25 protein-coding genes are annotated in these 21,904 nt (G+C 66.4%); 24 read left to right on the forward strand and 1 reads right to left on the reverse strand.

All coding sequences use genetic code 11. The features are described 5' to 3' along the window. Positions 1 to 26: 26 nt before the first annotated feature. The 3 genes from QJT82_RS12395 (at position 27) to QJT82_RS12405 (ending at position 6,616) form a co-directional block, all read left to right on the forward strand. On the forward strand, positions 27 to 4,352 hold the full coding sequence (locus tag QJT82_RS12395; RefSeq protein WP_264641857.1) for a strawberry notch family protein: 4,326 nt from the start codon (positions 27 to 29) through the stop codon (positions 4,350 to 4,352). After that, positions 4,352 to 5,386 (forward strand): toprim domain-containing protein, encoded by a 1,035-nt coding sequence (locus tag QJT82_RS12400; RefSeq protein ID WP_264641858.1) that lies wholly within the window; start codon positions 4,352 to 4,354, stop codon positions 5,384 to 5,386. The genes QJT82_RS12395 and QJT82_RS12400 overlap by 1 nt, the downstream gene beginning before the upstream one ends. A 306-nt stretch (positions 5,387 to 5,692) precedes the next feature. After that, on the forward strand, positions 5,693 to 6,616 hold the full coding sequence (locus QJT82_RS12405; RefSeq protein ID WP_264641859.1) for a DUF2493 domain-containing protein: 924 nt from the start codon (positions 5,693 to 5,695) through the stop codon (positions 6,614 to 6,616). A 46-nt stretch (positions 6,617 to 6,662) separates the two neighbouring features. Here QJT82_RS12405 and QJT82_RS12410 read toward each other — a convergent pair whose 3' ends face one another. Then, positions 6,663 to 7,367: a hypothetical protein gene (locus QJT82_RS12410; RefSeq protein WP_264641860.1), complete on the reverse strand. Its 705-nt coding sequence runs from the start codon at positions 7,365 to 7,367 to the stop codon at positions 6,663 to 6,665. A 360-nt stretch (positions 7,368 to 7,727) separates the two neighbouring features. On the opposite strand from QJT82_RS12410, the gene QJT82_RS12415 reads away from it, so the two are divergent. The 21 genes from QJT82_RS12415 to QJT82_RS12515 all read left to right on the forward strand — a co-directional run bounded on the left by QJT82_RS12415 (position 7,728) and on the right by QJT82_RS12515 (position 21,903). Continuing rightward, on the forward strand, positions 7,728 to 7,892 hold the full coding sequence (locus tag QJT82_RS12415) for a hypothetical protein (RefSeq protein ID WP_264641861.1): 165 nt from the start codon (positions 7,728 to 7,730) through the stop codon (positions 7,890 to 7,892). A gap of 141 nt (positions 7,893 to 8,033) precedes the next feature. Next, positions 8,034 to 8,477 (forward strand): hypothetical protein, encoded by a 444-nt coding sequence (locus tag QJT82_RS12420; protein WP_264641862.1) that lies wholly within the window; start codon positions 8,034 to 8,036, stop codon positions 8,475 to 8,477. Positions 8,478 to 9,041: 564 nt separating this feature from the next. Further along, positions 9,042 to 9,368 carry a DUF736 domain-containing protein gene (locus QJT82_RS12425; protein WP_264641863.1) on the forward strand — a complete coding sequence of 109 codons (327 nt, stop codon included), beginning with the start codon at positions 9,042 to 9,044 and terminating at the stop codon, positions 9,366 to 9,368. Positions 9,369 to 9,561: 193 nt separating this feature from the next. Next, positions 9,562 to 9,840 (forward strand): helix-turn-helix transcriptional regulator, encoded by a 279-nt coding sequence (locus QJT82_RS12430; RefSeq protein ID WP_264641864.1) that lies wholly within the window; start codon positions 9,562 to 9,564, stop codon positions 9,838 to 9,840. Between the two features lie 108 nt (positions 9,841 to 9,948). After that, positions 9,949 to 10,212 (forward strand): DUF2285 domain-containing protein, encoded by a 264-nt coding sequence (locus QJT82_RS12435; protein ID WP_253601080.1) that lies wholly within the window; start codon positions 9,949 to 9,951, stop codon positions 10,210 to 10,212. A gap of 122 nt (positions 10,213 to 10,334) precedes the next feature. After that, positions 10,335 to 10,658, forward strand: a complete 324-nt coding sequence (locus tag QJT82_RS12440; protein WP_264641865.1) for a DUF6499 domain-containing protein — start codon at positions 10,335 to 10,337, stop codon at positions 10,656 to 10,658. Continuing rightward, positions 10,576 to 11,103: a DUF2285 domain-containing protein gene (locus QJT82_RS12445; protein ID WP_264641866.1), complete on the forward strand. Its 528-nt coding sequence runs from the start codon at positions 10,576 to 10,578 to the stop codon at positions 11,101 to 11,103. The genes QJT82_RS12440 and QJT82_RS12445 overlap by 83 nt, the downstream gene beginning before the upstream one ends. Before the next feature lie 119 nt (positions 11,104 to 11,222). Beyond that, complete coding sequence (locus QJT82_RS12450; protein ID WP_264641867.1) at positions 11,223 to 11,495, forward strand: helix-turn-helix domain-containing protein; 273 nt, start codon at positions 11,223 to 11,225, stop codon at positions 11,493 to 11,495. Between the two features lie 8 nt (positions 11,496 to 11,503). Continuing rightward, complete coding sequence (locus tag QJT82_RS12455; RefSeq protein ID WP_264641868.1) at positions 11,504 to 12,385, forward strand: replication initiator protein A; 882 nt, start codon at positions 11,504 to 11,506, stop codon at positions 12,383 to 12,385. Between the two features lie 208 nt (positions 12,386 to 12,593). Continuing rightward, positions 12,594 to 13,232 (forward strand): ParA family partition ATPase, encoded by a 639-nt coding sequence (gene parA / locus QJT82_RS12460; protein WP_264641869.1) that lies wholly within the window; start codon positions 12,594 to 12,596, stop codon positions 13,230 to 13,232. Continuing rightward, positions 13,229 to 13,483 (forward strand): hypothetical protein, encoded by a 255-nt coding sequence (locus QJT82_RS12465; RefSeq protein WP_264641870.1) that lies wholly within the window; start codon positions 13,229 to 13,231, stop codon positions 13,481 to 13,483. Before parA ends, QJT82_RS12465 begins: the two co-directional genes overlap by 4 nt. After that, positions 13,480 to 14,001, forward strand: coding sequence for a DUF2840 domain-containing protein (locus QJT82_RS12470; protein WP_264641871.1), 522 nt, complete (start codon positions 13,480 to 13,482; stop codon positions 13,999 to 14,001). Before QJT82_RS12465 ends, QJT82_RS12470 begins: the two co-directional genes overlap by 4 nt. Beyond that, a complete protein-coding gene (locus QJT82_RS12475; RefSeq protein WP_264641872.1) occupies positions 13,998 to 14,543 on the forward strand; it encodes a S26 family signal peptidase in 546 nt (181 codons plus the stop codon). The genes QJT82_RS12470 and QJT82_RS12475 overlap by 4 nt, the downstream gene beginning before the upstream one ends. A gap of 36 nt (positions 14,544 to 14,579) precedes the next feature. Next, positions 14,580 to 14,915: a DUF736 domain-containing protein gene (locus QJT82_RS12480; protein WP_264641873.1), complete on the forward strand. Its 336-nt coding sequence runs from the start codon at positions 14,580 to 14,582 to the stop codon at positions 14,913 to 14,915. 111 nt (positions 14,916 to 15,026) lie between these two features. Next, entirely contained in the window at positions 15,027 to 15,695 is a 669-nt protein-coding gene (locus QJT82_RS12485; RefSeq protein WP_264641925.1) for a lytic transglycosylase domain-containing protein, read from the forward strand. 244 nt (positions 15,696 to 15,939) lie between these two features. Continuing rightward, a complete protein-coding gene (locus tag QJT82_RS12490) occupies positions 15,940 to 17,676 on the forward strand; it encodes a VirD2 family relaxase/mobilization nuclease (protein ID WP_264641874.1) in 1,737 nt (578 codons plus the stop codon). A 28-nt stretch (positions 17,677 to 17,704) separates the two neighbouring features. Then, a complete protein-coding gene (locus QJT82_RS12495) occupies positions 17,705 to 19,699 on the forward strand; it encodes a conjugal transfer protein TraG (RefSeq protein ID WP_264641875.1) in 1,995 nt (664 codons plus the stop codon). Between the two features lie 7 nt (positions 19,700 to 19,706). After that, on the forward strand, positions 19,707 to 20,138 hold the full coding sequence (locus tag QJT82_RS12500; RefSeq protein WP_264641876.1) for a ribbon-helix-helix domain-containing protein: 432 nt from the start codon (positions 19,707 to 19,709) through the stop codon (positions 20,136 to 20,138). A 171-nt stretch (positions 20,139 to 20,309) separates the two neighbouring features. Beyond that, a complete protein-coding gene (trbB, locus tag QJT82_RS12505; protein WP_264641877.1) occupies positions 20,310 to 21,293 on the forward strand; it encodes a P-type conjugative transfer ATPase TrbB in 984 nt (327 codons plus the stop codon). Next, on the forward strand, positions 21,290 to 21,622 hold the full coding sequence (locus QJT82_RS12510; RefSeq protein ID WP_264641878.1) for a TrbC/VirB2 family protein: 333 nt from the start codon (positions 21,290 to 21,292) through the stop codon (positions 21,620 to 21,622). Before trbB ends, QJT82_RS12510 begins: the two co-directional genes overlap by 4 nt. Then, a complete protein-coding gene (locus tag QJT82_RS12515; RefSeq protein WP_264641879.1) occupies positions 21,622 to 21,903 on the forward strand; it encodes a VirB3 family type IV secretion system protein in 282 nt (93 codons plus the stop codon). Before QJT82_RS12510 ends, QJT82_RS12515 begins: the two co-directional genes overlap by 1 nt. Position 21,904: the final 1 nt, after the last annotated feature.

Below are 21,904 nucleotides of genomic sequence, written 5' to 3' on the forward strand. Positions count from 1 at the left end.
TGTCCCGCTCTCCGAGGTCTCCCTCCATGCTTCATGCTCCGATCCCTGCCGCCGAGGCGGCTTCGCTTCCGCTCGCACCGTCCGCGCCGCCGGCCGCTGCCATCCTCGCCGGCGCCGAGCGCATCCTCTCCCACCTCGAACAGGGCCGCACCGTCAATGCCGCCATGCTGCGCAGCGCCATGGAGGACGCCTTCGGCGCGTCCGATGCTGCCGGCGCCTGGGACTGGAAGACCGCCTATGACGCCTGCGAGGCCGCGACCGTCCTGTTCCTGCGCAAATACGGAAAGCCGCTTTTCCGTAAAGCCGCATCGCCGGCTTCACGGTTGTCGGCGCTCGCCAAGATCGTCGGACTGCTACCGACGCACACGCGCCGATCCGAAGGGGCGCAGGCCTTCCAGCAGTTCTCGACGCCGGTCCCGCTGGGCCTTGCCGCGCTGACGGCGGCAACATTGACCCCGGTCGATCGCGTGCTGGAGCCGTCCGCGGGCACGGGGCTGCTCGGCGTCCTCGCCGAGACCGCGGGCGCATCGCTCATCCTCAACGAGCTGGCCGAGACCCGCGCCGATCTTCTCGCTTCTCTCTTTCCGGCCGTGCCCGTCACGCGCTTCGATGCGGCCCAGATCGACGACCATCTCGATCCGGACGCCCGCCCGAGCGTCGTCATCATGAACCCGCCATTCTCGGTAATGGCAAACGTCACCGGACGCGTCGCCGACGCCGCCTATCGGCATATCGCCTCGGCGCTCGCTCGCCTGGCCGATGGCGGGCGGCTTGTCGCCGTCACTGGCGCCAACTTCTCGCCGGAGCATCCGCAGTGGCGCGACGCCTTCGTGCGCCTGCAGGCACGCGGCCGCGTCGTGTTCACTGCCGCGATCGCCGGTTCGGTCTATGCCAAGCACGGCACGACCATCGAGACCCGCCTGACGGTCATCGACAAGGCGCCGGCCGAAGACCCCGAGCATTTTCCAGACTCCGCCAAGATCGCGCCCGATGTCGCGACCTTGCTCGGCTGGATCGACGCCCAGGTTCCCGCGCGCCTGCCGGTCACGATCACGCGTCCCGCCACGATGCCGGCTGCCACGCCGCGCACGGTGCGAGGCTATCTCGCCCGCGCGACGACGGCTCAACCCGCCCGTCGCATCGCGCAGCTCGAAGGCGTACCGGTCGCCTATGAGACCATCGACTGGACGCCGCCGGAGAGCGGCAGCCTGTCGGACTCGCTCTATGAAGCCTATGCGCTCCAGTCGATCCGCATCGAGGGCGCGCAGCCGCACCCGACCAAGCTGGTGCAGTCCGCCGCCATGGCCTCGGTCGCGCCGCCGAAGCCGAGCTATCGGCCGACGCTGCCGGCGCCGATCGTCGCCGACGGCATCCTCTCCGACGCCCAGCTCGAGACGGTGATCTACGCCGGCGAGGCCCATGGCGAATATCTCGCCGGGGCCTGGACTGTGGACGAGACCGGCGATCTCATCACCGCTGCGCCGGACGACGCCCCGAACACGGTTCGCTTTCGCCGTGGCTTCATGCTCGGCGATGGCACCGGAGCCGGCAAGGGCCGCCAGTCTGCGGGCATCATCCTCGACAACTGGCTCCAAGGGCGCCGCAGGGCCGTCTGGATCTCCAAGTCCGACAAGCTGCTCGAAGACGCCCAGCGCGATTGGTCGGCGCTTGGTATGGAGCGGCTGCTGGTCACGCCGCTCTCGCGCTTCCCGCAGGGCTCGGCCATCCGGCTGCCCGAAGGCGTCCTATTTCTGACCTACGCTACGCTACGGTCCGACGATCGCGGGGAGAAGCTTTCGCGCGTCAAGCAGATCGTCGAATGGTTGGGCTCCGATTTCGACGGAGTGATCATTTTCGACGAGTCCCATGCGATGCAGAACGCCGGTGGCGGCAAAGGAGAACGAGGCGACGTGGCGGCGTCGCAGCAAGGACGTGCGGGCCTTCGGCTCCAGCACGCGCTCCCGAACGCCCGCGTGGTCTACGTCTCGGCGACCGGCGCAACCACCGTCCACAATCTCGCCTATGCCCAGCGCCTCGGGCTGTGGGGCGGCGATGATTTCCCCTTCGCCAACCGCGCGGAATTCGTCGAAGCCGTTGAGAATGGCGGCGTCGCAGCGATGGAGGTGCTCGCCCGCGACCTGCGCGCGCTCGGCCTCTACACCGCCCGCTCGCTCTCCTATGACGGTGTCGAATACGAGCTGGTCGAGCACCAGCTCACGCCCGAGCAGACCCGCATCTATGATGCCTATGCCGGCGCCTTCGCCATCATCCACAATCATCTCGACGCGGCGATGCAGGCCGCCAACATCACCGGCGATACCGGGACGTTGAACCGACAGGCGAAGTCGGCCGCGCGCTCGGCCTTCGAAAGCGCCAAGCAGCGTTTCTTCGGTCATCTCCTGACCAGCATGAAGACGCCGACGCTGGTCCGCTCGATCGAGCAAGACCTGGCGAACGGCCATTCCGCGGTCATCCAGATCGTCTCGACCGGCGAGGCCCTGATGGAACGCCGTCTCGCCGAAATCCCGACCGAGGAATGGAATGACGTGCGCGTCGACATCACCCCGCGCGAATATGTCCTGTACTATCTCGCCCATTCCTTCCCGGTGCAGCTTTACGAACCGTTCTCCGACAGCGAGGGCAATCTGTCGTCGCGGCCGGTCTATCGTGACGGCCAGCCCGTAGAGAGCCGCGAAGCCGTCGCCCGCCGCGACGAACTGATCGAACGGCTTGCATCACTGCCGCCGGTCCCCGGCGCGCTCGACCAGATCGTCCAGCGCTTCGGGACGGACGTCGTCGCCGAGGTGACCGGACGCTCGCGACGCGTGGTCCGCAAAGGCGAGCGGCTCGCCGTCGAGAACCGCGCCGGGTCCGCCAACCTCGCCGAGGCCGCGTCGTTCATGGACGACGACAAGCGCGTTCTGATCTTCTCCGACGCCGGCGGCACGGGCCGCAGCTATCACGCTGACCTCGCTGCCCGGAACCAGCGCCTGCGCATCCACTATCTCCTGGAGCCGGGCTGGAAGGCCGATGCCGCGATCCAGGGGCTCGGCCGCACCAACCGCACCAATCAGGCGCAGCCGCCGCTCTTCCGGCCGATCGCCACCGATGTGAAGGCCGAGAAGCGCTTCGTCTCGACGATCGCGCGGCGGCTCGACACCCTCGGCGCCATCACGCGCGGCCAGCGCCAGACCGGCGGCCAAGGCCTGTTCCGGCCCGAGGACAATCTCGAATCCCACTATGCGCGTGACGCGCTGCACCAGCTTTACCTGCTGCTCGTGCGCGGCAAGGTCGAGGGCTGCTCGCTCGACCGCTTCGAGTCCGCCACCGGCCTCAAGCTGATGGACGACAACGGCATCAAGGACGAGCTGCCGCCGATTACCACCTTCCTCAACCGGCTGCTGGCGCTCACCATCGAACTCCAGGGCATCCTGTTCACCGCCTTCGAGCAGCTCCTGACTGCAAAGATAGAGGGCGCGATCCGCAGCGGCCATTATGACGTCGGGCTGGAGACGCTGCAGGCCGAGAGCTTCGTGGTGACCGAAAGCCAGGTCATCCATGTCCATCCCGGCACAGGCGCGGAGACGCGCCTCCTGACTATCACCCGCCGAGAGCGGAATCGCCCCGTCACGCTGGCCGATGCGATCGGCCATTTCGCCGATCCGCGCGCGCGGCTGCTGGTGAACGGTCGCTCGGGCCGCGCCGCGGTGCAAATGGCGGCCCCGTCGATGATGCTCGACGATGGCGAGATCGAACGTCGCGTCTGCCTGATCCGGCCGATGGAGCAGCATTATGCGCCGCTACGCATGATGGACGAGAGCCATTGGGAGGAAGCCGATCACGATCGCTTCACTGCCGCATGGGAAGCCGAACTCGCCGACATTCCGGAGTTTTCCGATAGCACGATCCACATCGTCGCGGGCTTGTTGCTGCCAATCTGGAAGCGCCTGCCGGTCGAGTCGACGAGGGTCTATCGGCTCCAGACCGACGCGGGCGAGCGCATCATCGGCCGCCGGGTCTCGCCGGCCTGGGCCGCCAATGCCGCCTCGCAGGGCGTGAGCACGCTGACGCCGGAACAGGCCTTCGCGGCGCTGATGGGAGGCACCACGATCCTCGACCTTGCGCAGGGCCTTCAGCTTCGCCGCGCCCGCGTCATGAGCGCCTACCGCCTGGAGCTGACCGGCTTCACCGAGGCGATGCGCGAGCGGTTGCGGGCCTATGGCCTGTTCAGCGAGATCATCTCCTGGAAGCTGCGCTTCTTCGTGCCGGCCGACACCAGCGGCGTGAGCGTGCTCGCCAAGCTGCTCGACACCTATCCGGTGGCGCGTATCTCCGAACGGGAGGCCGCGTGATGGCCCGTCACGATGCTTCCGATCTCGCGCAGCGTCTCGGTCGCCAGGCCGAGGCGGTGTGCCGCCATTACCTGTCTAGCGGCCGGCGCGAAGGCCGCTACTGGCTGGTCGGCGACGTGCGTAACACGGCGGGGCGCTCGATGTACGTCCGGCTCAGGGACTCGCCCAAGGGTGCGGCCGGCAAATGGACCGATGCAGCGACGGGCGAGCACGGCGATCTTCTCGACGTGATCCGGGAGAGTTGCGGCCTGATTGACTTCAAGGACGTCGCCGACGAGGCGCGGACCTTTCTCAGCATGCCGCCGCCTGAGCCCATGCCCACACAACCGCGCCAGGCGCCGGCGCCGCGGGGATCGCCCGAGGCGGCCCGACGCCTATTTGGCATGTCGCAGCCGATCGCAGGCACGCTCGTACAGTCGTACCTACGCGAACGCGGCATTACGGATTTACGCGGAACCGGAAACCTGCGCTTCCACCCGCGCTGCTATTATCGGCCCGACGAGCATTCGCCGACCGAGACCTGGCCGGCGATGATCGCAGCCGTCACCGACCTTGGCGGCAAGATCACCGGGGCGCACCGGACCTGGCTCGACCCGCGCCGTCGCGACAAGGCGCCTCTCGACACGCCACGCCGGGCGATGGGCGATCTTCTCGGCAACGCGGTCCGCTTCGGCACGGGCGGCGAAGTCATGGCGGCCGGCGAAGGCATCGAGACCGTGCTGTCGGTCAGGCAGGTCTTGCCCGACATGCCGACGCTGGCAGCGCTCTCCGCAGCCCATCTCGCCGCCATCCTATTCCCAAGCACGCTGCGGCGGCTTTACATCCTGCGTGACGACGATCCGGCCGGTGACGTTGCGCGTGACAGCTTGGTCGAACGGGCGAACGCGGCCGGGATCGAGGCGATCGTAATCTCGCCCCAGCTCGGCGACTTCAACGAGGATCTCCGCACCCTTGGCATCGACGTACTCCGAAGCCAGACCCGGATGCAGATCGGGCCGCAGGACGTAGCGCGCTTCATGGCGCTCGCAGCATAGCCGGCAGGGAGGAAAGTGGCCGCGGTCCGCCATGCCGTCCGGATGCCCCATACCGTCTAAGAGGACCGCGCCTCGGCCTTCGAGAGGGCGATCGGCCCACAGTCGGGCCGGCCCGGCAATGGCGGCGGCCGACTATTTTCCGGCGGCGCGTGCCGCGCCTTTCCATCGCGAGGCAAAATAGCCGGCCTTCGCCATCCTTCGCTGACGCTCCGGCCCTGCGCTGCGCTCGGGTGCAGAGCCGTCCCGCCGGTGGGCTTCGTCGCCATGAAGGCCGCGACGGTCGCGGTCCTACCGACGGAGCATCCCATGGACGACCACGACGACTTCGAACCGCACCACGAATCCTCACCCACCGACCACGTCCTCAACGAACTGCAGCTCCACGGCTATCGGCCTTTCACCGACGAACCGGATCAGCGGCTACTTCCGGACGGCAACGCGGTTGCGGGCGCCGTCGCCGACATCTTCGACGCCCTGATCGTCACGCTAGAGGACACACGCCTCGAACCCGACCTCGACGATCTCCTCTGGTCGACCGTCAACGTCTTCCATCGCGCCACAGAACGCATCGCACGCGAGCTCGACGACAACGAGCAAGCTCAGAAGCGCTCGCAGCGGGAACAGGACGGCAGCGAGGTGAAGTCAGTCGAACTCGAGCGCCAGATCGCCGAGGGCAAGACGCTAATCGAACGCCAGGCCGCCTTCGAGCTGATGCGCGACCAGGCCGCCGAACACTACGAACGCCACGTCGGCAAACCCTGGCTCCCGCGTAGCGGATCGAAGGTCAACCATCGCAATCTCACCTCGGCGATGATCGACAGCCGCGACTTCCTGATGGCGAAGAAGCGTGCCGATCAGGAAGTTCTCCTTCCTCCCGGTCCGAAGATCGTCGTCACCGGCGGACTAGACTTCAACGATCACCGGCTCATCTGGGCCAAGCTCGATCAGGTGCATGAGAAGCACTCCGACATGGTCCTCGTTCACGGCAAGTCGCCGAAGGGCGCCGAGAAGATCGCGTCGCTCTGGGCGAAGAACCGCAACGTGCCGCAGATCGGCTTCGCCCCCGACTGGACGAAGCACGGTCGCGCCGCACCCTTCAAACGCAACGACCAGATGCTGGAGATCGTGCCGAAGGGCGTGATGCACTTCCCCGGCACAGGCATCAACGACAACCTCGCCGACAAGGCCAAGAAACTCGGCATCCCGGTCTGGAAGTTCGGCGGCGCATAAGCGCCGCCGTCTTTCACCCTTCAACCGCGCTGACAGGCCGAAGAGCTCAAGGCTGCTCACGCCAGAATTGCGTGCTGTAATTATTCAGTCCGCGGCTGTGAGAATCGACGGTCGCCTGGAATGTATCCGGAATCTTGTCTCCATCACCGCCATTTCTGAAATAGTCCCTGACCGAGTAGAGCGCGCCTCGCATAAAGTGTTCCCAGGTTTGATACAGGCTATTTTGTAGCTCCTGCTCCTGTTTGGCGGCGCTGGGCTTCCGCTTGGGGATGGGAAGCGTGTAGTCCGGACGCGGATCGTGAACGTGGGTGAATGTGATGCTGGCAAAGGTCCATTCGTCCTCGACAGCCCGCCGCCACCGATAACCAACACGCACGCTCAGCTCTTTGCTGAAGCGATAGGGTGGCATGATGTGGTCATCGACGAAGAACAGCTCGCCTTCCTTTTTCTCCTCATCCATCCGTCGCTTCATGGCCCCGACGGCGAAGGACAAATCATGGCCTGCACGTCGAAGAGCGTCGCCGGTCTGCGCCCGCTTTCGCGGCGCCTTCGCGTCGCGGTGTCTCGCTAACGCCTGCTCGAAATAATGGAGCTGGGTTGCGATGTACGAGCCGCAGCTGGCCAGCGGCAGGCGATGCAAGTCACCCGATCGTTCCTCCCGAACCGCCTGGTCGATGAGTCTGTCCAACTCGCTGGCGTCGATCGCCGCGATGGCAGCCTGTTCATCGCGCGGGATGTTGACCTCTCCCATGCCGGATACCCTCGTTCTTCGCGCCGATGCCTGAACCGTCGTGACCACTTCGGGGCGCGATACGCAAACGCCGAGTCAGTCGATGCAAGAATAGCCGACACGGTGGAACTTCGCACGACGAAGCGCCTGAGTTTTGAGGACTGATCAGTCCCGCCAGGTTGAGCAAAGCACCCCCCCCCCGCTTATCTGCGCTCATCCTTGGTCAGACTGGCCGCTTGGCGCCATCAACCCGTGAAGGGTCGGCTATGCGAGCATGCCGCCGCTGCGGCTGCGCCTGCGCGGTGATTGCAGCGACCAGTCCGACACTTCGGGCGCCTGTCAGCGGGGGATGGTCCCCCGCTCGAAACAGGAGCCGGATCGATGTCCCTCAAGCAAGCGCACGCCTTCGCCTTCAGCCTCGCTACCTCGCTCATGGCGGCCATCCTTATCTTCCAGGCCGGCGACGGAACGCATTCGGTGATGCCCGCCAGCGAGTACGACGGCGACACCGCCGCGATCGTTCATGAGATCGATCCTTTCGCCTGACCGGCGCAACCCGGTGCGCCAAAGCGGAAATCCGCCGCGATTTCCGCTCCCGGCGCAGTCGATCTTCAGCTATAGTGCGGTCGCGCCGTGGTGGTGGTGGCAGGCGCAACCGTCAGACCTTTTGGCACGGAGGCCACCACTATGATCATCCTCGCTATACTCGCATCTCTCGTAGCAATAGGCCTGCTTTGCTGGCTGTTGTTCACGCTGGCCGTCTTCGCCCTGCCGGCCTTCGTCGGCTTCGCCGCAGGCGCCTGGGCCCATGGCACCGGCGCCGGCATCCCCGGCACGATCCTGGTCGGCGTCGTCGCCGCGGCCGTCACCTTCGCGGCCGGCCAGCTCCTCATCACCTTCGCGCGGCCGATGTGGCTGAAGCTCGCGGTCGCCGTCATCTTCGTCGCACCCGCGGCCGTCGCGGGCTTCCACGCCACCCATGGCATCGTGAAGCACCTGATGCCGTCGGATGCTTGGCAGACCGCGTTCTCCGTCATTGGGGCCGTCGCCGTCGGCATCACGGCCTTCGTCCGGGTCGCGGGAATGGCCACGGCCAGCGGCCCCGCCGCCCGGGACCTCGCGCGGGCCTGAGATCACGCATGTCGTCGTAGTGGTGCGAACCGGGGCGACAATCGAGACGGCGATCCCCGTCAGGAGCGCGGTGGTTGCGGGGTTGGAAAAGCGCATCGTAGTTCGGCCCCGAGAGCGACCCACGGCGGGCGCAGGCGCAGCGTCAGCCGTCATAGTTGTGCCGAGATCCGTTGATGCGGAGACGTCCCCGGAGGCAGGCCGGGGCAGGATGCCGTGACCGGCCCGGACAAGGGCACATAGCTCGCCGGTGAGGTTCGTGGCGATGCCATCTTCGCGGCAGCAGTGAGCCACCATCTCTCCGTTTCTCACCGTCACGCGACCGCTCCAAACGGCCTCTCCAATGGCCTGATCTGGCCGAAGGCCGGCTTCGCCTCGATCGCCTATGACGCAACAGCCGCGTCAAACTTTCTTCCCCTGCCGGCTGCGCCGTCATTCCTCGCGAGACAAGAAAGCCCTCCTTAGCTGTCAGGCCCCTTCGGGGTGCGCCGTCGATCGCCTCCGGCCAACCGATCGCCATCGAGGCCGCAATGGTGCGGGCTCGGGAACGAAAAACGGAGACTTACAATGGCGACCATCGGCACCTTCAAGAAGACCGGCACGAACGAGTTCACCGGCGAAATCGTCACCCTCAGCGTCCAGGCCAAGAACGTGCGCATCGTCCCCGACCAGCGCGCCACCGGCGAGAACGCCCCCAGCCACCGGGTCCTCGTTGGGCGCGCGGAGATCGGCGCCGCCTGGTCCAAGCGCTCCAACGAGGGTCGCGACTATCTGGGCCTCAAGCTCGACGACCCGAGCTTCAACGCTCCGATTTACGCGAATCTCTTCGACGACGAGGATGGCGGGGCGTATAGCCTGATCTGGTCCCGTCCGAGCCGCCGCAGCGGCGAGTAATCGAGGAGCTCAGGCTCCGCCCGGATCCCGGGCGGAGCCTAGCCTCACGAGATGACGGGCGACCGAATCAGTTCAACGCCAAGCGCTCAAACGACCGGCCTCACGTTATTTTTCGCTCGCCGAGCCCCGCAAGAGCGACTATTTTAGTCGTAGTTCTGGCGCGCTCGGTCGACCCGGTGGGAGGTGATCATGCATGATCACCGCCCGACAATCGCGGGCCGCGCGAGCGTTGCTGGATTGGACGCAGGAGACACTCGCAGATAGGGCCTTGGTCTCACTCACAGCGCTCAAGCGACTGGAGTCAGGTCAACACGCGGTCTACGAGTCGACCGAGGATCAGGTCCGTCGCACGCTTGAGGCAAGCGGCATCGTCTTCCTGTCGTCCGATCAAGGCGAAGGAGTCATGCTTGTCCGGGCGAAAATGCCAATCGTCAGCAACGATCGGGATCGAGGGCGGCGGCGGTCGAGGTGACCCTCCGACAATTCGCCCGCGGCACAGCCCCTGCCCCTTGCGCGGGCCGTCAGCCTGCTTAGGGTTAAAAAATCCTAACCAGACGCGTCTCAATTTGAGGGGCCCAAGTTGACACAGCAGGCGTTCCTCGACGAGCCGCCACAAAGCAGCGCGCTGACGACCTACGATCGCGCGCATATGAAGCTTTACATGCGCCTACTCGATGCCGAGACCGACGGCGCGGATTGGCGTGAAGCTGTCTCGGTGTTGTTCGGCATCGATCCGAGGAGAGAGCCGGACCGGGCCAATCGAGTGCATCGTAGCCACCTCGCCCGTGCTCGCTGGATGACAGAGCAAGGTTTCAGGATGCTCATTGGCAAGGTAGAGAATTGACCTGCGACTGATGTCGGCAAGACATCACCCCTTGCGATTCCCTCGACTTCACGCACGCGACTCAACTGGCGATCGTAATCCTCCTTCGCACGCGCCCGGCCGGTGGTCGGAGGAGGAAGCAAATGGGTCCCGACACATCGCGTTGGCGTTCGTCCGAGGACTACGAATACCTCGACAAGCTCACGGCCCCTCGTCTCGCTTGGGAATGGCTGAGGCGAAATAGGACGTATCAGCGCGACTTCGCAGAGAGCACGCTCTCGCCACTGGCCGCTCAGCGCCTAGGCGCGGTGGTCGCCCCCCAATGGGGGTTGCGGTTTCGCGGTAGATCCAACTGTCGACGCCAGGGACGCCACTGTTTTTTGGATGCCCGAAATCGATCCGGGCACCGTGATACTCACGGCCCCTCCTTCGGCGCTCTCGGTCGAAAGCGCGGCAGCCACAATTGATCTCGCATCGGCGCGCGTTGGGCCTGATGGACTGAGCGGCTTTCATGGTCGAGGCACGGACACGATCTCTATTCTTGTCGCTCAAGGCCCGCCCACCGGCACCGCCCTTGTTGCTCTAGTGCCATTGGGATCGGATGGCCTTGACCGTATTGAGGCCGTTACTCGTCTCTGGCGAGCTCTGAACCATCGGCGCGTCCCACCTGACACTCGCCTCACAGCGCAGCAACGCCGTCGCATTCGCAACATGATTCAAGCCGTCGATGGCCACACAAACGGCGCGACGTATCGGGAGATCGCAGTAGCGCTGTTTGGGGCAGCCCGCGTCGCGGACACGCCCTGGAAGACATCCGCGCTGCGTGACGCGACGATCGACCTTGTAAGGGATGGTCTCTCGCTGGTCGCCGGTGGCTACCGATCGCTACTGCGCAGGCGTCGGCGCTCTTAGGCGGGGTGCGATTTTAGCTCGCCCTTCTTCGCCATCCCCTGACGCGCCCTCCTTCCGCCAACGTCGCCTTCGCTCGCCGGCAGTCGCCGGAAGTCTGCTCCTATGCTCGGAGGTGCGACATGACAAACCTCGCCGGCTTACCGCCGCGATTCTTACGGACGCCTGAAGCGGCCACCTTTCTCGGTCTCTCGAGCCGCACGCTCGAGAAACATCGTACCTACGGGACCGGCCCTTCCTATCGAAAGCTCGGCGGAAGGGTTGTCTATGCACTGGATGACCTCAAGGCCTGGGCGGACCGAGGATCGGTTATCTCAACCTCCGATCCCCGCGGCTCCGTCATGCCAGCCAAGCGGCAGATGTCGGCAACGTCACAGCCGCGGCCTCATCGATAGGCTCGCTCGTGTCGTCACGCCCTCCCTGCGAGCGCGAGCAGCTCGACCTCTTCCGGGCCTTGCCCGGCGACCTAGCCCCGCGCGACGCGCAGGACCTGATGGCGTACCCGTTCTTCGCACTCGGGAAGTCGAAGCGATTGGCACCGATCGATTTCAAGGCCGGCTCCGTCGTCATCCGCGTGGAGGCCGTTCCCGAGCACGGCATGGCCACCATCTGGGACGCTGACGTGCTGATCTGGGCGGCCTCCCAGATCGTCGAAGCGCGCGATCACGGCCTGCGGCCATCGCGCCTAATGGCGACCACCCCTTATGAGATTCTGCAGTTCATCGGCCGCGGCATTTCCTTACGCGACTACGATCGATTGAAGGCCGCTCTCGATCGGCTCCAGTCGACGACGGTCGCGACCTCCATTCGCCAACCGACGGAGCGGCGGCTGCACCGCTTCTCTTGGATCAACGAGTGGAAGGAGCGCGCCGACGGCAGAGGTCGGCCGCTCGGCCTCGAGCTGATCGTGCCAGACTGGTTCTACGCCGCCGTCCTCGACGATGCGCTCGTGCTGACGATCGACCGCGATTATTTCGGTCTGACGGGCGGCTTGGAGCGCTGGCTCTATCGCCTGGTGCGCAAGCACGGTGGCAAGCAGGAGTTCGGCTGGAGCTTCGATTTCCCGCATCTCCACGCCAAATCCGGCTCGCTCTCGCCGCTCAAGCACTTCGCCTACGACCTGCGCGACATCGTCCGCCGGCAGCCGCTGCCAGGCTATCGGCTGACCATCGAGCAGTGCCTCGGCGGTCCCGAAATCCTCTCCTTCAAACCCATCGATCCGAACGCGCTCGGCAACCCACGCCAGCGTCGCCGTGCGATCGTCCGCTCTGGGGATAAGCTGTGAATCGTCTCGTGCTATCAGGGACCCGCCCCATCGTGCCATCGAGGACCCGATCCTCGTGCTATCGGGGACCGGAATCGTCGAATCCGCTCGCTGAATCAGCATGTTGCGAGCCCCGTAACTTCTCTAACCTAGATTCCTTCGGAATCTTTCTAACGCAGCCGCCCGATTCGGCCGCTGTGGACGAGTCCCCGATCGCCGGGAGACCGTCATGATCGTCGCGCTGCTGAACCAGAAGGGCGGCGTCGGTAAGACGACGATCGCGCTCCATCTTGCCGGCGAATGGGCTCAGCGCGGCCAGCGCGTCACCGTCATCGACGCGGATCCCCAGGGCTCTGCGCTCGATTGGTCGCAGCAAAGGGCGCGCGAGAGCCTGCCTCGGCTCTTCGGCGTCGTCGGCTTGGCGCGCGACACCCTGCATCGCGAGGCGCCCGAGATCGCGCGCGACGTCGACCACGTCATCATCGATGGACCACCGCGCGTCGCTGGGCTGATGCGCTCCGCTCTGCTCGCCGCCGATCTGGTGCTGATCCCGGTCCAGCCGTCGCCGTTTGACGGTTGGGGGTCGGCCGAGATGCTGTCGCTGCTCGGCGAAGCCCGCATCTATCGCCCGCAGCTCGTGGCGCGCTTCGTCCTCAATCGCTGCGCCGCACGCACCGTCATCGCCCGCGAGACGGCCGAGACGCTCGCCGACCACGACCCGCCGCTGCTCTCCGCCAGGATCGGCCAGCGCGTCGCCTTCGCCGATACCGCGCGGACCGGGCGTCTTGTGAACGAGCTCGACAGCGACGGCGCCGCCGCGCGCGAGATCGCCGCGCTTGTCACAGCACTCGGGAGGATCGTGCCATGACAGCGACGCCTTCGAAGCGCGGTTTCGCAACCCGGCCAGGCGATGCGGAGACCTGGATCAGGGCCGCCGACACGCCCGCGACACGCGCTCCAGACGCCATCATCTACTCAGCACGGCTGACGATCGACGTCACGCCAGACCAGCGCGCCAGGATCAAGATCGCGGCCTTCCGGCGCCGCGTCACCGTGGCCGACATGCTGCGCGAGCTGCTCGCGCGCGAATTCCCGCAAAGCAATGGAGACGCGACGTGACCGGCGGTGCCGCCATCCATGCGCGCGGCGAGCCGAGAACGGCCGCACCGCCGCCCCATGTCCTGACCGAAGTCGAGCTCACCTGGATAGAAAAGCGCATCGAGAACTGGATCAGGTTCGGCCGCGAGGTCGGCGAGCAGATCCTCGACCGCCGTCGGCGCGTGCTGCGCTTTGCGCCGGACAGCGTCTTCGGCTTCGTTCGCTGGGCCGCCAACGACTACGGGACCATCGCCTCGCATCTTGACGTGCTGCGCGCCACGCGCGGAAGCGAGCCGCAGCAGACCATGCCCTTCGTGCGCCCCGGCGGCGAAATCCTGCTGAGGGTCGAAGGCTGGCCGAAGGTCGAGCGCGTACTGCAGGTGATCGATGCGATCGAGGCGATCGGGATCGATCCGAGCGACGTCTCGCCCGATCATTGGCGGCACGTTCACAACCGTCTGAGCGTCGGCGAACAGCCGCGATCCTACACGGTCCAGCACCATAAAGCCTTCCTCCTGCGTCGGAGGGCTGCGTCATGAGCCGCTTTGGCTACGTCATGGTCACCTACGTCGCGACCATGGGCATCGCGATCGCCGCGTTCGCCAATTTCCCAACCAAGCTCATTTGGAACGCCTCCGCGAGCACGCCCATCGGCCTCTACAGCATCGCACCGGCCGATCGCTTCGAAGTCACCGATCTCGTCGCCGTGCGTGCGCCGGAATCGCTCGCCGCCTTTATGGTCGAGCGCGGCTATATCGGCCGCGGTGTGCCCTTGATGAAGCGGGTCGCGGGCGTTCCTGGCCAACAGGTCTGCCGCCGCGACCACACCGTTACCGTCGACGGCGTGCCGATGGGCGACGCGCTCGATCTCGACCATCTCGGCCGCTCGCTGCCCGTTTGGCAGGGCTGCCACCGCATCGCCGAGGGCGAACTCTTCCTGATGAACTGGTCGGTCCGCGACAGCCTCGACGGTCGCTATTTCGGCCCGCTGCCGACCAGCACCGTGATCGGCCAGGCGACCCCGCTCTGGACCGATGAAGAGGGCGACGGCCGCTACGTCTGGCGCGCACCGACCCGCTGACTTGCCGCTTCCAACCCACAACCGAAGGAGACGACCATGACTCAGATCGGCCAATTCACCCGTACCAAATCCGGCTATTCCGGGCGGCTCACCGCGCTGGGCATCGATGCCGAACTCGCCTTAGTCCCGGCCGAGGCCTCCGACGCCGAGAACGCGCCCGACTACCGTGTCCTGCTCGGCGGCGAGGAAGGCAGCGAGATCGGCGCGGGCTGGAAGCATGTCGGCGAACGCGCCGGCGACTACGTCTCTGTGCAGCTCGACAGCCCGCTGTTCCCGCGACCGCTGCGCGCCAATCTCTTCCGTTCGGGCGACGACAATTCCGCTTGGGGTCTGCACTGGTCGCGGCCCGCCAAGCCGCGCAAGGAGGACTGATCGGTGCGCGCTCGGCATCGATCGCAACAGCCCAGCAGTGGCGCGACCAACCCTCGCGCCGCTCGCCGGTTCCTCCTCCTTCTCCTTACCGGCCTATCGTTGACAGGCGCTCTGACGCCGCCGGTCCACGCTCAGACAGTGGCCTTAGCCGTTGCAGAGACCGACGCGCCCTTCGCGGCTTTCGTCGCGGAGGCCTCGCAGCGCTTCGGCATTCCGGTCGCATGGATTCGGGCGCTCATGCGCGTCGAGAGCGCCAACGACATCCGCGCAATCTCGCCCAAGGGCGCGCAGGGATTGATGCAACTGATGCCCGATACCTGGGCCTCTCTGCGCGCGAAATATCGGCTCGGCAGCGACCCGTTCGACCCGCACGACAACATCATGGCGGGCACGGCCTATATGCGCGAACTCTATGATCGCTTCGGGTCGCCGGGCTTTCTCTCCGCCTACAATGCCGGTCCCGGGCGCTACGACGAATTCCTCGCGGGCAGTCGTGCTCTGCCGACCGAGACGCGCGCCTATGTCGCCCAACTCGCACCCCTTGTCGGCGGCGCGCCATCACCGGCCGTCGTCACCGTCGCTGCCACCGATCCGCTGTCATGGACGCGTGCACCGCTGTTCATCGGTGCTTCCGAGCGCGCTCCGAGCGTAGCGACGGCGCAGACAGAGTCGCAGCCCGGCGACAGCGATGCCGCTAACCGACCGCGCGATGTTTCGGCCGACGCGACCGCCACAGGGGGGCTCTTTGTCTCCCGGCGGGAGACGGCGGGCCCACGATGAGGCGTTCACCCATCCATCGCAGCGTGGAGTACCCCGCCGCATCATGGAGGGCGTTGGGAGGGGAAGCCGCAAGCACAACCGCACGATGGCAGGATAAAGGAGCGCGATGTGCGCTTCGGTTCGGTTGTGCTTTTTCAATAGGTTATGCCGCGCTTTCGCGAGGTGCGCCTGAACTGCGCAGCCTGCGCGCTGGCGCTTTCTCCAAGAAAATCATCGGCTTTGCGAGATGTGCGGGGCCTCGGCCATGAGCGATGAGCGCGAATTCCGTATTCGGCCGGGCCGCATCCGCTCGACCAGCGCGCAGCGGGCGCGGCCCTTCATCGCCCAGGCGCTTGCCGCCGCCCAGCGGGCCGGCGGCAGCGTCTCCCGGCAAGGGAAGATCGGGCCGGGCGCGCGGTCCCGGTTCGGGCGCGGCCAGCGCGCCTCGATCCAGGCCAATCGCCTGATCACCGCGCGCTCGCGCGGCGCGGTCATCAAGGCGCGCGTCGTTCGCCACGGCGGCCGCTCCGCACCGCTGTCGACCCATCTCGATTATCTGCGTCGCGACGGCGTCACCCGCGACGGCGAGAAGGCCAGGCTGTTCGGCCCGAGCGGTGACGGCGCCGACGCCAAGGATTTCGCCGAGCGCGCCGAGGACGACCGCCATCACTTCCGGTTCATCGTCTCGCCGGACGACGCGCTGGAGATGTCCGACCTCAAGGGCTTCACCCGCGAACTGGTCGGGCAGATGGAGAAGGATCTCGGCACGCGGCTCGAATGGGTCGCGGTCGATCATTGGAACACGGAGCATCCGCACGTCCATCTGATCGTCCGTGGTGTGCGCGACGACGGCGAGAACCTCGTCATCTCGCGCGACTACATCAAAGAGGGCATGCGCGACCGGGCGCGCGACCTGATCACCCAGGAGCTGGGCCCGCGCACCGACCAGGAAATCCGCCGCACGCTTGAACGCCAGGTCGACGCCGATCGGTGGACCAATCTCGATCGCCAGCTCGCGCGAGATGCCTACCGCTCCGGCGTCATCGACCTCGCGCCGCATCCCGATCGCCAGCCCGATGAATTCCATGCGCTGAAGGTCGGGCGCCTGCGCAAGCTGGAAGGCCTGGGCCTCGCCGACGAGATCGGGCCTGGTCAATGGACGCTGTCCGACAAGGCCGAGGCGACGCTGCGCGAACTCGGCGAACGCGGCGACATCATCAAGCGCATCCACCACGGCCTGACCGAGCGCGGCATCGATCGCGGCGTGTCGAGCTATGTGCTCGCCTCCGAGAGCCTCAGCGATCCGGTCATCGGCCGCCTGGTGGCGCGCGGCCTCGACGACGAGCTGAAGGGTACGGCCTTCGCCGTCGTCGACGGGATCGACGGGCGCACGCATCATATCAAGCTGCCGGACCTCGACGCGGCCGGCGACAGCGCGCCGGGCTCGATCGTCGAGCTGCGCAAGTTCGACGACGCGCGCGGCCAGCGAGGCGTGGCGATCGCGGTACGCTCCGACCTCGACATCGAGCGCCAGGTCACCGCGACCGGCGCGACCTGGCTCGACCGACAGGCCATCGCCCGCGAGCCCGTGGCGCTCGGCGGCGGCTTCGGCGCCGAGGTGCGCGACGCCATGGATCGCCGCGCCGAGCACCTGGTCGGACAAGGTCTCGCCGAACGGCAGAAGCGCGGCGTCAGCTTCCAGCCCGGACTGGTCGACACCCTGCGCCGGCGCGAGCTGGACGCAGTGGCGCAGCGCATCGCCGCCGAGACCGGACGACCGCAGGTCAAGCCCGAGTCCGGCGAATATGTCACCGGCACCTATCAGCGTCGCCTGACGCTCGCGACCGGGCGCTTCGCCATGATCGACGACGGCCTCGGCTTCAGTCTCGTGCCCTGGACGCCTTCACTCGAAAAGCAGCTCGGCCGCCACGTCTCGGGCGTCGCTCGCAGCGACGGTGGCATCGACTGGAGCTTTCGCCGGCAACGGGGGATCGGCCTGTGATTACCATCCTGCTCGAAAGGACCCCGCCATGTCGGCCACCAAGATCCTCTGGGGACAGATCCTCACCGTTTTCACCATCGTCATCCTGACGACCTGGGCCGCGACCCAATGGACGGCCTGGAAGCTCGGCTTCCAACCGCAGCTCGGGCCGCCCTGGTTCATGCTCGGCCACTGGCCAATCTACTATCCCTGGTCCTTCTTCCCGTGGTGGTACTTCTACGACGCCTATGCGCCGCCGATCTTCGTCGAGGGCGCCTATATCGCGGCGTCGGGCGGCTTCGTCTCGATCGCGGTGGCGATCGGCATGTCGGTGTGGCGCGCCCGCGAGGCGAAGAACGCCGAAACCTTCGGCTCGGCGCGCTGGGCGCGCCCTGATGAGGTGCGCAGCGCGAGCTTGATCGGCGAGGATGGCGTGGTGCTCGGAAAGCACGACCACCATTATCTCCGGCATGACGGGCCCGAGCATGTACTTTGCTTCGCGCCGACGCGGTCGGGCAAAGGCGTCGGCCTGGTCGTGCCGTCGTTGCTCACCTGGCCGGGCAGCGCCATCGTCCACGACATCAAGGGCGAGAACTGGACGCTGACCGCCGGCTTCCGCGCCCGCCACGGCCGGGTGCTGCTGTTCGATCCGACCAACGCGAAGTCGGCCGCCTACAATCCGCTGCTCGAGGTGCGCCGCGGGGAATGGGAAGTGCGCGACGTCCAGAACATCGCCGACATCCTAGTCGACCCGGAAGGATCGCTGGAGAAGCGAAACCACTGGGAGAAGACCAGTCACGCGCTCTTGGTCGGCGCCATTCTTCATGTGCTCTACGCCGAGGAGGACAAGACGCTCGCCGGCGTCGCCGCCTTCCTCTCCGATCCGAAGCGGCCGATCGAGTCGACGCTTGCCGCGATGATGAAAACCTCGCATCTCGGCGAGGCCGGCCCACATCCCGTCATCGCCTCGGCGGCCCGCGAACTCTTGAACAAATCCGACAACGAACGATCGGGCGTGCTGTCGACCGCGATGTCCTTCCTCGGCCTTTATCGCGATCCCGTCGTCGCGGAGGTAACGCGGCGCTGCGACTGGCGCATCGCTGACATCGTCGGCGCCCGCCATCCGACCAGCCTCTATCTCGTCGTGCCGCCGTCCGACATCGCCCGGACCAAGCCGCTCATCCGCCTCATCCTCAACCAGATCGGGCGGCGGCTGACCGAGGACCTGCAGGCGAAGGGCAACCGCCACCGGCTGCTCCTCATGCTCGACGAATTCCCGGCGCTCGGCCGTCTCGACTTCTTTGAATCCGCCCTTGCCTTCATGGCCGGCTACGGTTTGAAGAGCTTCCTGATCGCGCAGTCGCTGAACCAGATCGAGAAGGCCTACGGGCCGAACAACTCGATCCTCGACAACTGCCACGTCCGGGTCAGCTTCGCGACCAACGACGAGCGTACCGCCAAACGCGTCTCGGACGCGCTCGGCACGGCGACCGAGATGCGTGCGATGAGGAACTATGCCGGTCACCGGCTGTCGCCCTGGCTCGGCCACCTGATGGTCTCGCGCTCGGAGACGGCCAGGCCACTCTTGACGCCCGGCGAGATCATGCAGCTTCCGCCGACCGATGAGATCGTCATGGTCGCCGGCACGCCACCGATCCGCGCGAAGAAGGCGCGCTACTTCGAGGACCAGCGCTTCAAGGAGCGCATCCTACCGCCGCCAGCGCTGACCAAGCCGCCGCATGCGATGACCGATGACTGGAGCCGGCTGCCGCTTCCTGCTCGACCAACGGCCGCGATCCCGGCGGGCGCGTCTCCCACCGACGAGGCCGGCGACGAGGATCCAACCGGCTCGGAGCGTCGCCAGCAGCCCGAGCTGGAGCACGCCGCTCCCGTCGAAAAGAAGGTGCCGATCGAAAACGAGTTCGATGCCGGCTTAGACGACGACGCCGACGATGACACCGCTCGCATCAGCCGCACCAACCAAATCATGCAGGGCGTCGCGCGCCAGGTGTCACTCGATCCGAACGACGGCATGGATCTGTGAGGCGCCCATGTCGAAACCGCCGAAGAAACAGCGCCTGTCGGTCTATCTCGAACCCGATGTGATGAAGGCGCTCGCGGCCCATGCTGCTCGCCGCGACCAGTCGCGCTCATTGATCGCCGAAGCCGCGATCGCTTCCTTCCTCTCACCCGACGCGGCCGAGCGCCAGGAGGCCGTGACAACCAAACGCCTCGACCAGCTCGATCGCCGCATGACCCGGATGGAGCGCGACGTCGGCATCTCGGTCGAGATGCTCGCCGTCTTCGTCCGCTTCTGGCTCACCACGAACCCGCCGCTGCCTGAGCCGGCGCAGGCCGCGGCACGCGCTCAGGCGGGCGAACGCTACGACGCCTTCGTTGCCGCGCTCGGCCGGCGACTCGCCAAGGGCCCGAGGCTGCGTCAGGAAATTTCCGAGGACATCGAGCCCGCGCGCGACGCGTGATAAGCGGCGATTGTGGCAACTCAAGTCGAGGGCAACTTCGCCGATCACCTGTCTTTGCGCGCTACAGTACGACGCGCGAAACAAGCTGTTGCGGTGAGCATGTTTCCGGTTCTCTTAATCATCCCCGATCCAGGGACGGCCTGATGCGGTCCCGCAAAGAACGGGGACAGCGTGGCATCTTCTTCCGAGAAATCCGAGGCGATACTGCGCGGGGCTCGCATGTTGCGAACTGCCCTTGGCCCCGCCATCGCCGGGTTTCTCGGGGATGCCAGCGTAGTCGAGGTGATGCTCAACCCGGACGGTCGTCTCTGGATCGACCGGCTTTCCGAAGGGCTATCCGATACGGGCGAACGGCTATCGGCGGCGGACGGCGAACGTATCGTGCGCCTGGTCGCCCATCATGTGGGCGCGGAGGTCCACACCGGCAGCCCCCGCGTCTCAGCGGAGCTTCCTGAAACCGGCGAACGCTTCGAAGGCCTACTCCCGCCCGTCGTGATCGCGCCGGTCTTCGCGATCCGCAAACCGGCCGTCGCGGTCTTCACGTTGGAAGACTATGTGGCGGCCGAAATCATGTCGGCCGCGCAGGCGGACATTTTGCGGCAGGCGGTCGCGGAGCGCCGCAACATCCTCGTGGCCGGCGGCACGTCCACTGGCAAGACGACACTGACGAATGCCCTGCTCGCGGAGGTCTCGAAGACTTCCGACCGCGTGGTGCTGATCGAGGACACGCGGGAACTCCAGTGCGCTGCGCCCAATCTGGTGGCGATGCGGACGAAGGACGGCGTCGCCACGCTCTCCGATCTTGTCCGATCCTCGCTCCGTCTACGTCCCGACCGCATCCCGATCGGCGAAGTTCGCGGCGCCGAGGCGCTCGACCTGCTGAAGGCCTGGGGCACCGGGCACCCCGGCGGCATCGGCACCATCCACGCCGGCACGGCGCTCGGCGCGCTGCGCCGCCTCGAGCAGCTCATCCAGGAAGCGGTGATCACTGTGCCGCGCGCCCTCATCGCCGAGACCATCGATCTCGTCGCGGTCCTCTCGGGCCGCGGCTCGACCCGACGCCTCGCCGAGCTTGGCCGCGTCGAGGGTCTGAATCCCGATGGCGATTACCGCGTCCGCCCCGCCACCACGCCCATCAAAGGAGAACCCGCATGATCCGCCGTGCACTGGATTGCCGTCGCCATGTCGCGATAGCCGCCCCCTTTGTGGTGGCGAACCTGATGTTCGCGTCCGCCGCGCACGCGTCGGGCTCGTCGATGCCGTGGGAGCAACCGCTGAATCAGATCCTCCAGTCGATCGAAGGCCCGGTCGCCAAGATCATCGCGGTGATCATCATCATCGTCACGGGTCTGACGCTCGCTTTCGGGGACACCTCGGGCGGCTTCCGGCGGCTGATCCAGATCGTCTTCGGCCTGTCGATCGCTTTCGCGGCATCGAGCTTCTTCCTGTCGTTCTTCTCGTTCGGCGGCGGGGCGCTCGTCTGATGGCGAGCCTGATCGAGAGCGGCGGCGAGATCCCGGGCTACAGCGTCCCCGTTCACCGGGCGCTGACCGAGCACATTCTGCTCGGGGGTGCCCCGCGGAGCATCGCCATCCTCAACGGCACGCTCGCCGCCGCTCTTGGTCTGGGACTGCGTCTCTGGCTCGTCGGCTTGGGCCTCTGGGCGATCGGACATTTCGCCGCCGTCTGGGCGGCCAAGCGGGACCCGCAATTTGTTGATGTCGGACGTAGGCATCTTCGCATCCCCGGTCATCTCGGAATCTGAG

Source organism: Bradyrhizobium sp. Mp19, assembly GCF_029952935.1.
GTDB classification, from domain to species: Bacteria; Pseudomonadota; Alphaproteobacteria; order Rhizobiales; family Xanthobacteraceae; genus Bradyrhizobium; species Bradyrhizobium elkanii.

Coding starts and splice junctions, on each gene's coding strand:
- QJT82_RS12420 (WP_264641862.1), top strand. CDS start 8,034: ATGATCATCCTCGCTATACTCGCATCTCTCGTAGCAATAGGCCTGCTT.
- QJT82_RS12395 (WP_264641857.1), top strand. CDS start 27: ATGCTTCATGCTCCGATCCCTGCCGCCGAGGCGGCTTCGCTTCCGCTC.
- QJT82_RS12405 (WP_264641859.1), top strand. CDS start 5,693: ATGGACGACCACGACGACTTCGAACCGCACCACGAATCCTCACCCACC.
- QJT82_RS12475 (WP_264641872.1), top strand. CDS start 13,998: ATGAGCCGCTTTGGCTACGTCATGGTCACCTACGTCGCGACCATGGGC.
- QJT82_RS12415 (WP_264641861.1), top strand. CDS start 7,728: ATGTCCCTCAAGCAAGCGCACGCCTTCGCCTTCAGCCTCGCTACCTCG.
- QJT82_RS12430 (WP_264641864.1), top strand. CDS start 9,562: ATGATCACCGCCCGACAATCGCGGGCCGCGCGAGCGTTGCTGGATTGG.
- QJT82_RS12495 (WP_264641875.1), top strand. CDS start 17,705: ATGTCGGCCACCAAGATCCTCTGGGGACAGATCCTCACCGTTTTCACC.
- QJT82_RS12480 (WP_264641873.1), top strand. CDS start 14,580: ATGACTCAGATCGGCCAATTCACCCGTACCAAATCCGGCTATTCCGGG.
- QJT82_RS12400 (WP_264641858.1), top strand. CDS start 4,352: ATGGCCCGTCACGATGCTTCCGATCTCGCGCAGCGTCTCGGTCGCCAG.
- parA (WP_264641869.1), top strand. CDS start 12,594: ATGATCGTCGCGCTGCTGAACCAGAAGGGCGGCGTCGGTAAGACGACG.
- QJT82_RS12440 (WP_264641865.1), top strand. CDS start 10,335: ATGGGTCCCGACACATCGCGTTGGCGTTCGTCCGAGGACTACGAATAC.
- QJT82_RS12510 (WP_264641878.1), top strand. CDS start 21,290: ATGATCCGCCGTGCACTGGATTGCCGTCGCCATGTCGCGATAGCCGCC.
- QJT82_RS12500 (WP_264641876.1), top strand. CDS start 19,707: ATGTCGAAACCGCCGAAGAAACAGCGCCTGTCGGTCTATCTCGAACCC.
- QJT82_RS12410 (WP_264641860.1), bottom strand. CDS start 7,367: ATGGGAGAGGTCAACATCCCGCGCGATGAACAGGCTGCCATCGCGGCG.
- QJT82_RS12425 (WP_264641863.1), top strand. CDS start 9,042: ATGGCGACCATCGGCACCTTCAAGAAGACCGGCACGAACGAGTTCACC.
- QJT82_RS12450 (WP_264641867.1), top strand. CDS start 11,223: ATGACAAACCTCGCCGGCTTACCGCCGCGATTCTTACGGACGCCTGAA.
- QJT82_RS12445 (WP_264641866.1), top strand. CDS start 10,576: ATGCCCGAAATCGATCCGGGCACCGTGATACTCACGGCCCCTCCTTCG.
- QJT82_RS12465 (WP_264641870.1), top strand. CDS start 13,229: ATGACAGCGACGCCTTCGAAGCGCGGTTTCGCAACCCGGCCAGGCGAT.
- QJT82_RS12515 (WP_264641879.1), top strand. CDS start 21,622: ATGGCGAGCCTGATCGAGAGCGGCGGCGAGATCCCGGGCTACAGCGTC.
- QJT82_RS12490 (WP_264641874.1), top strand. CDS start 15,940: ATGAGCGATGAGCGCGAATTCCGTATTCGGCCGGGCCGCATCCGCTCG.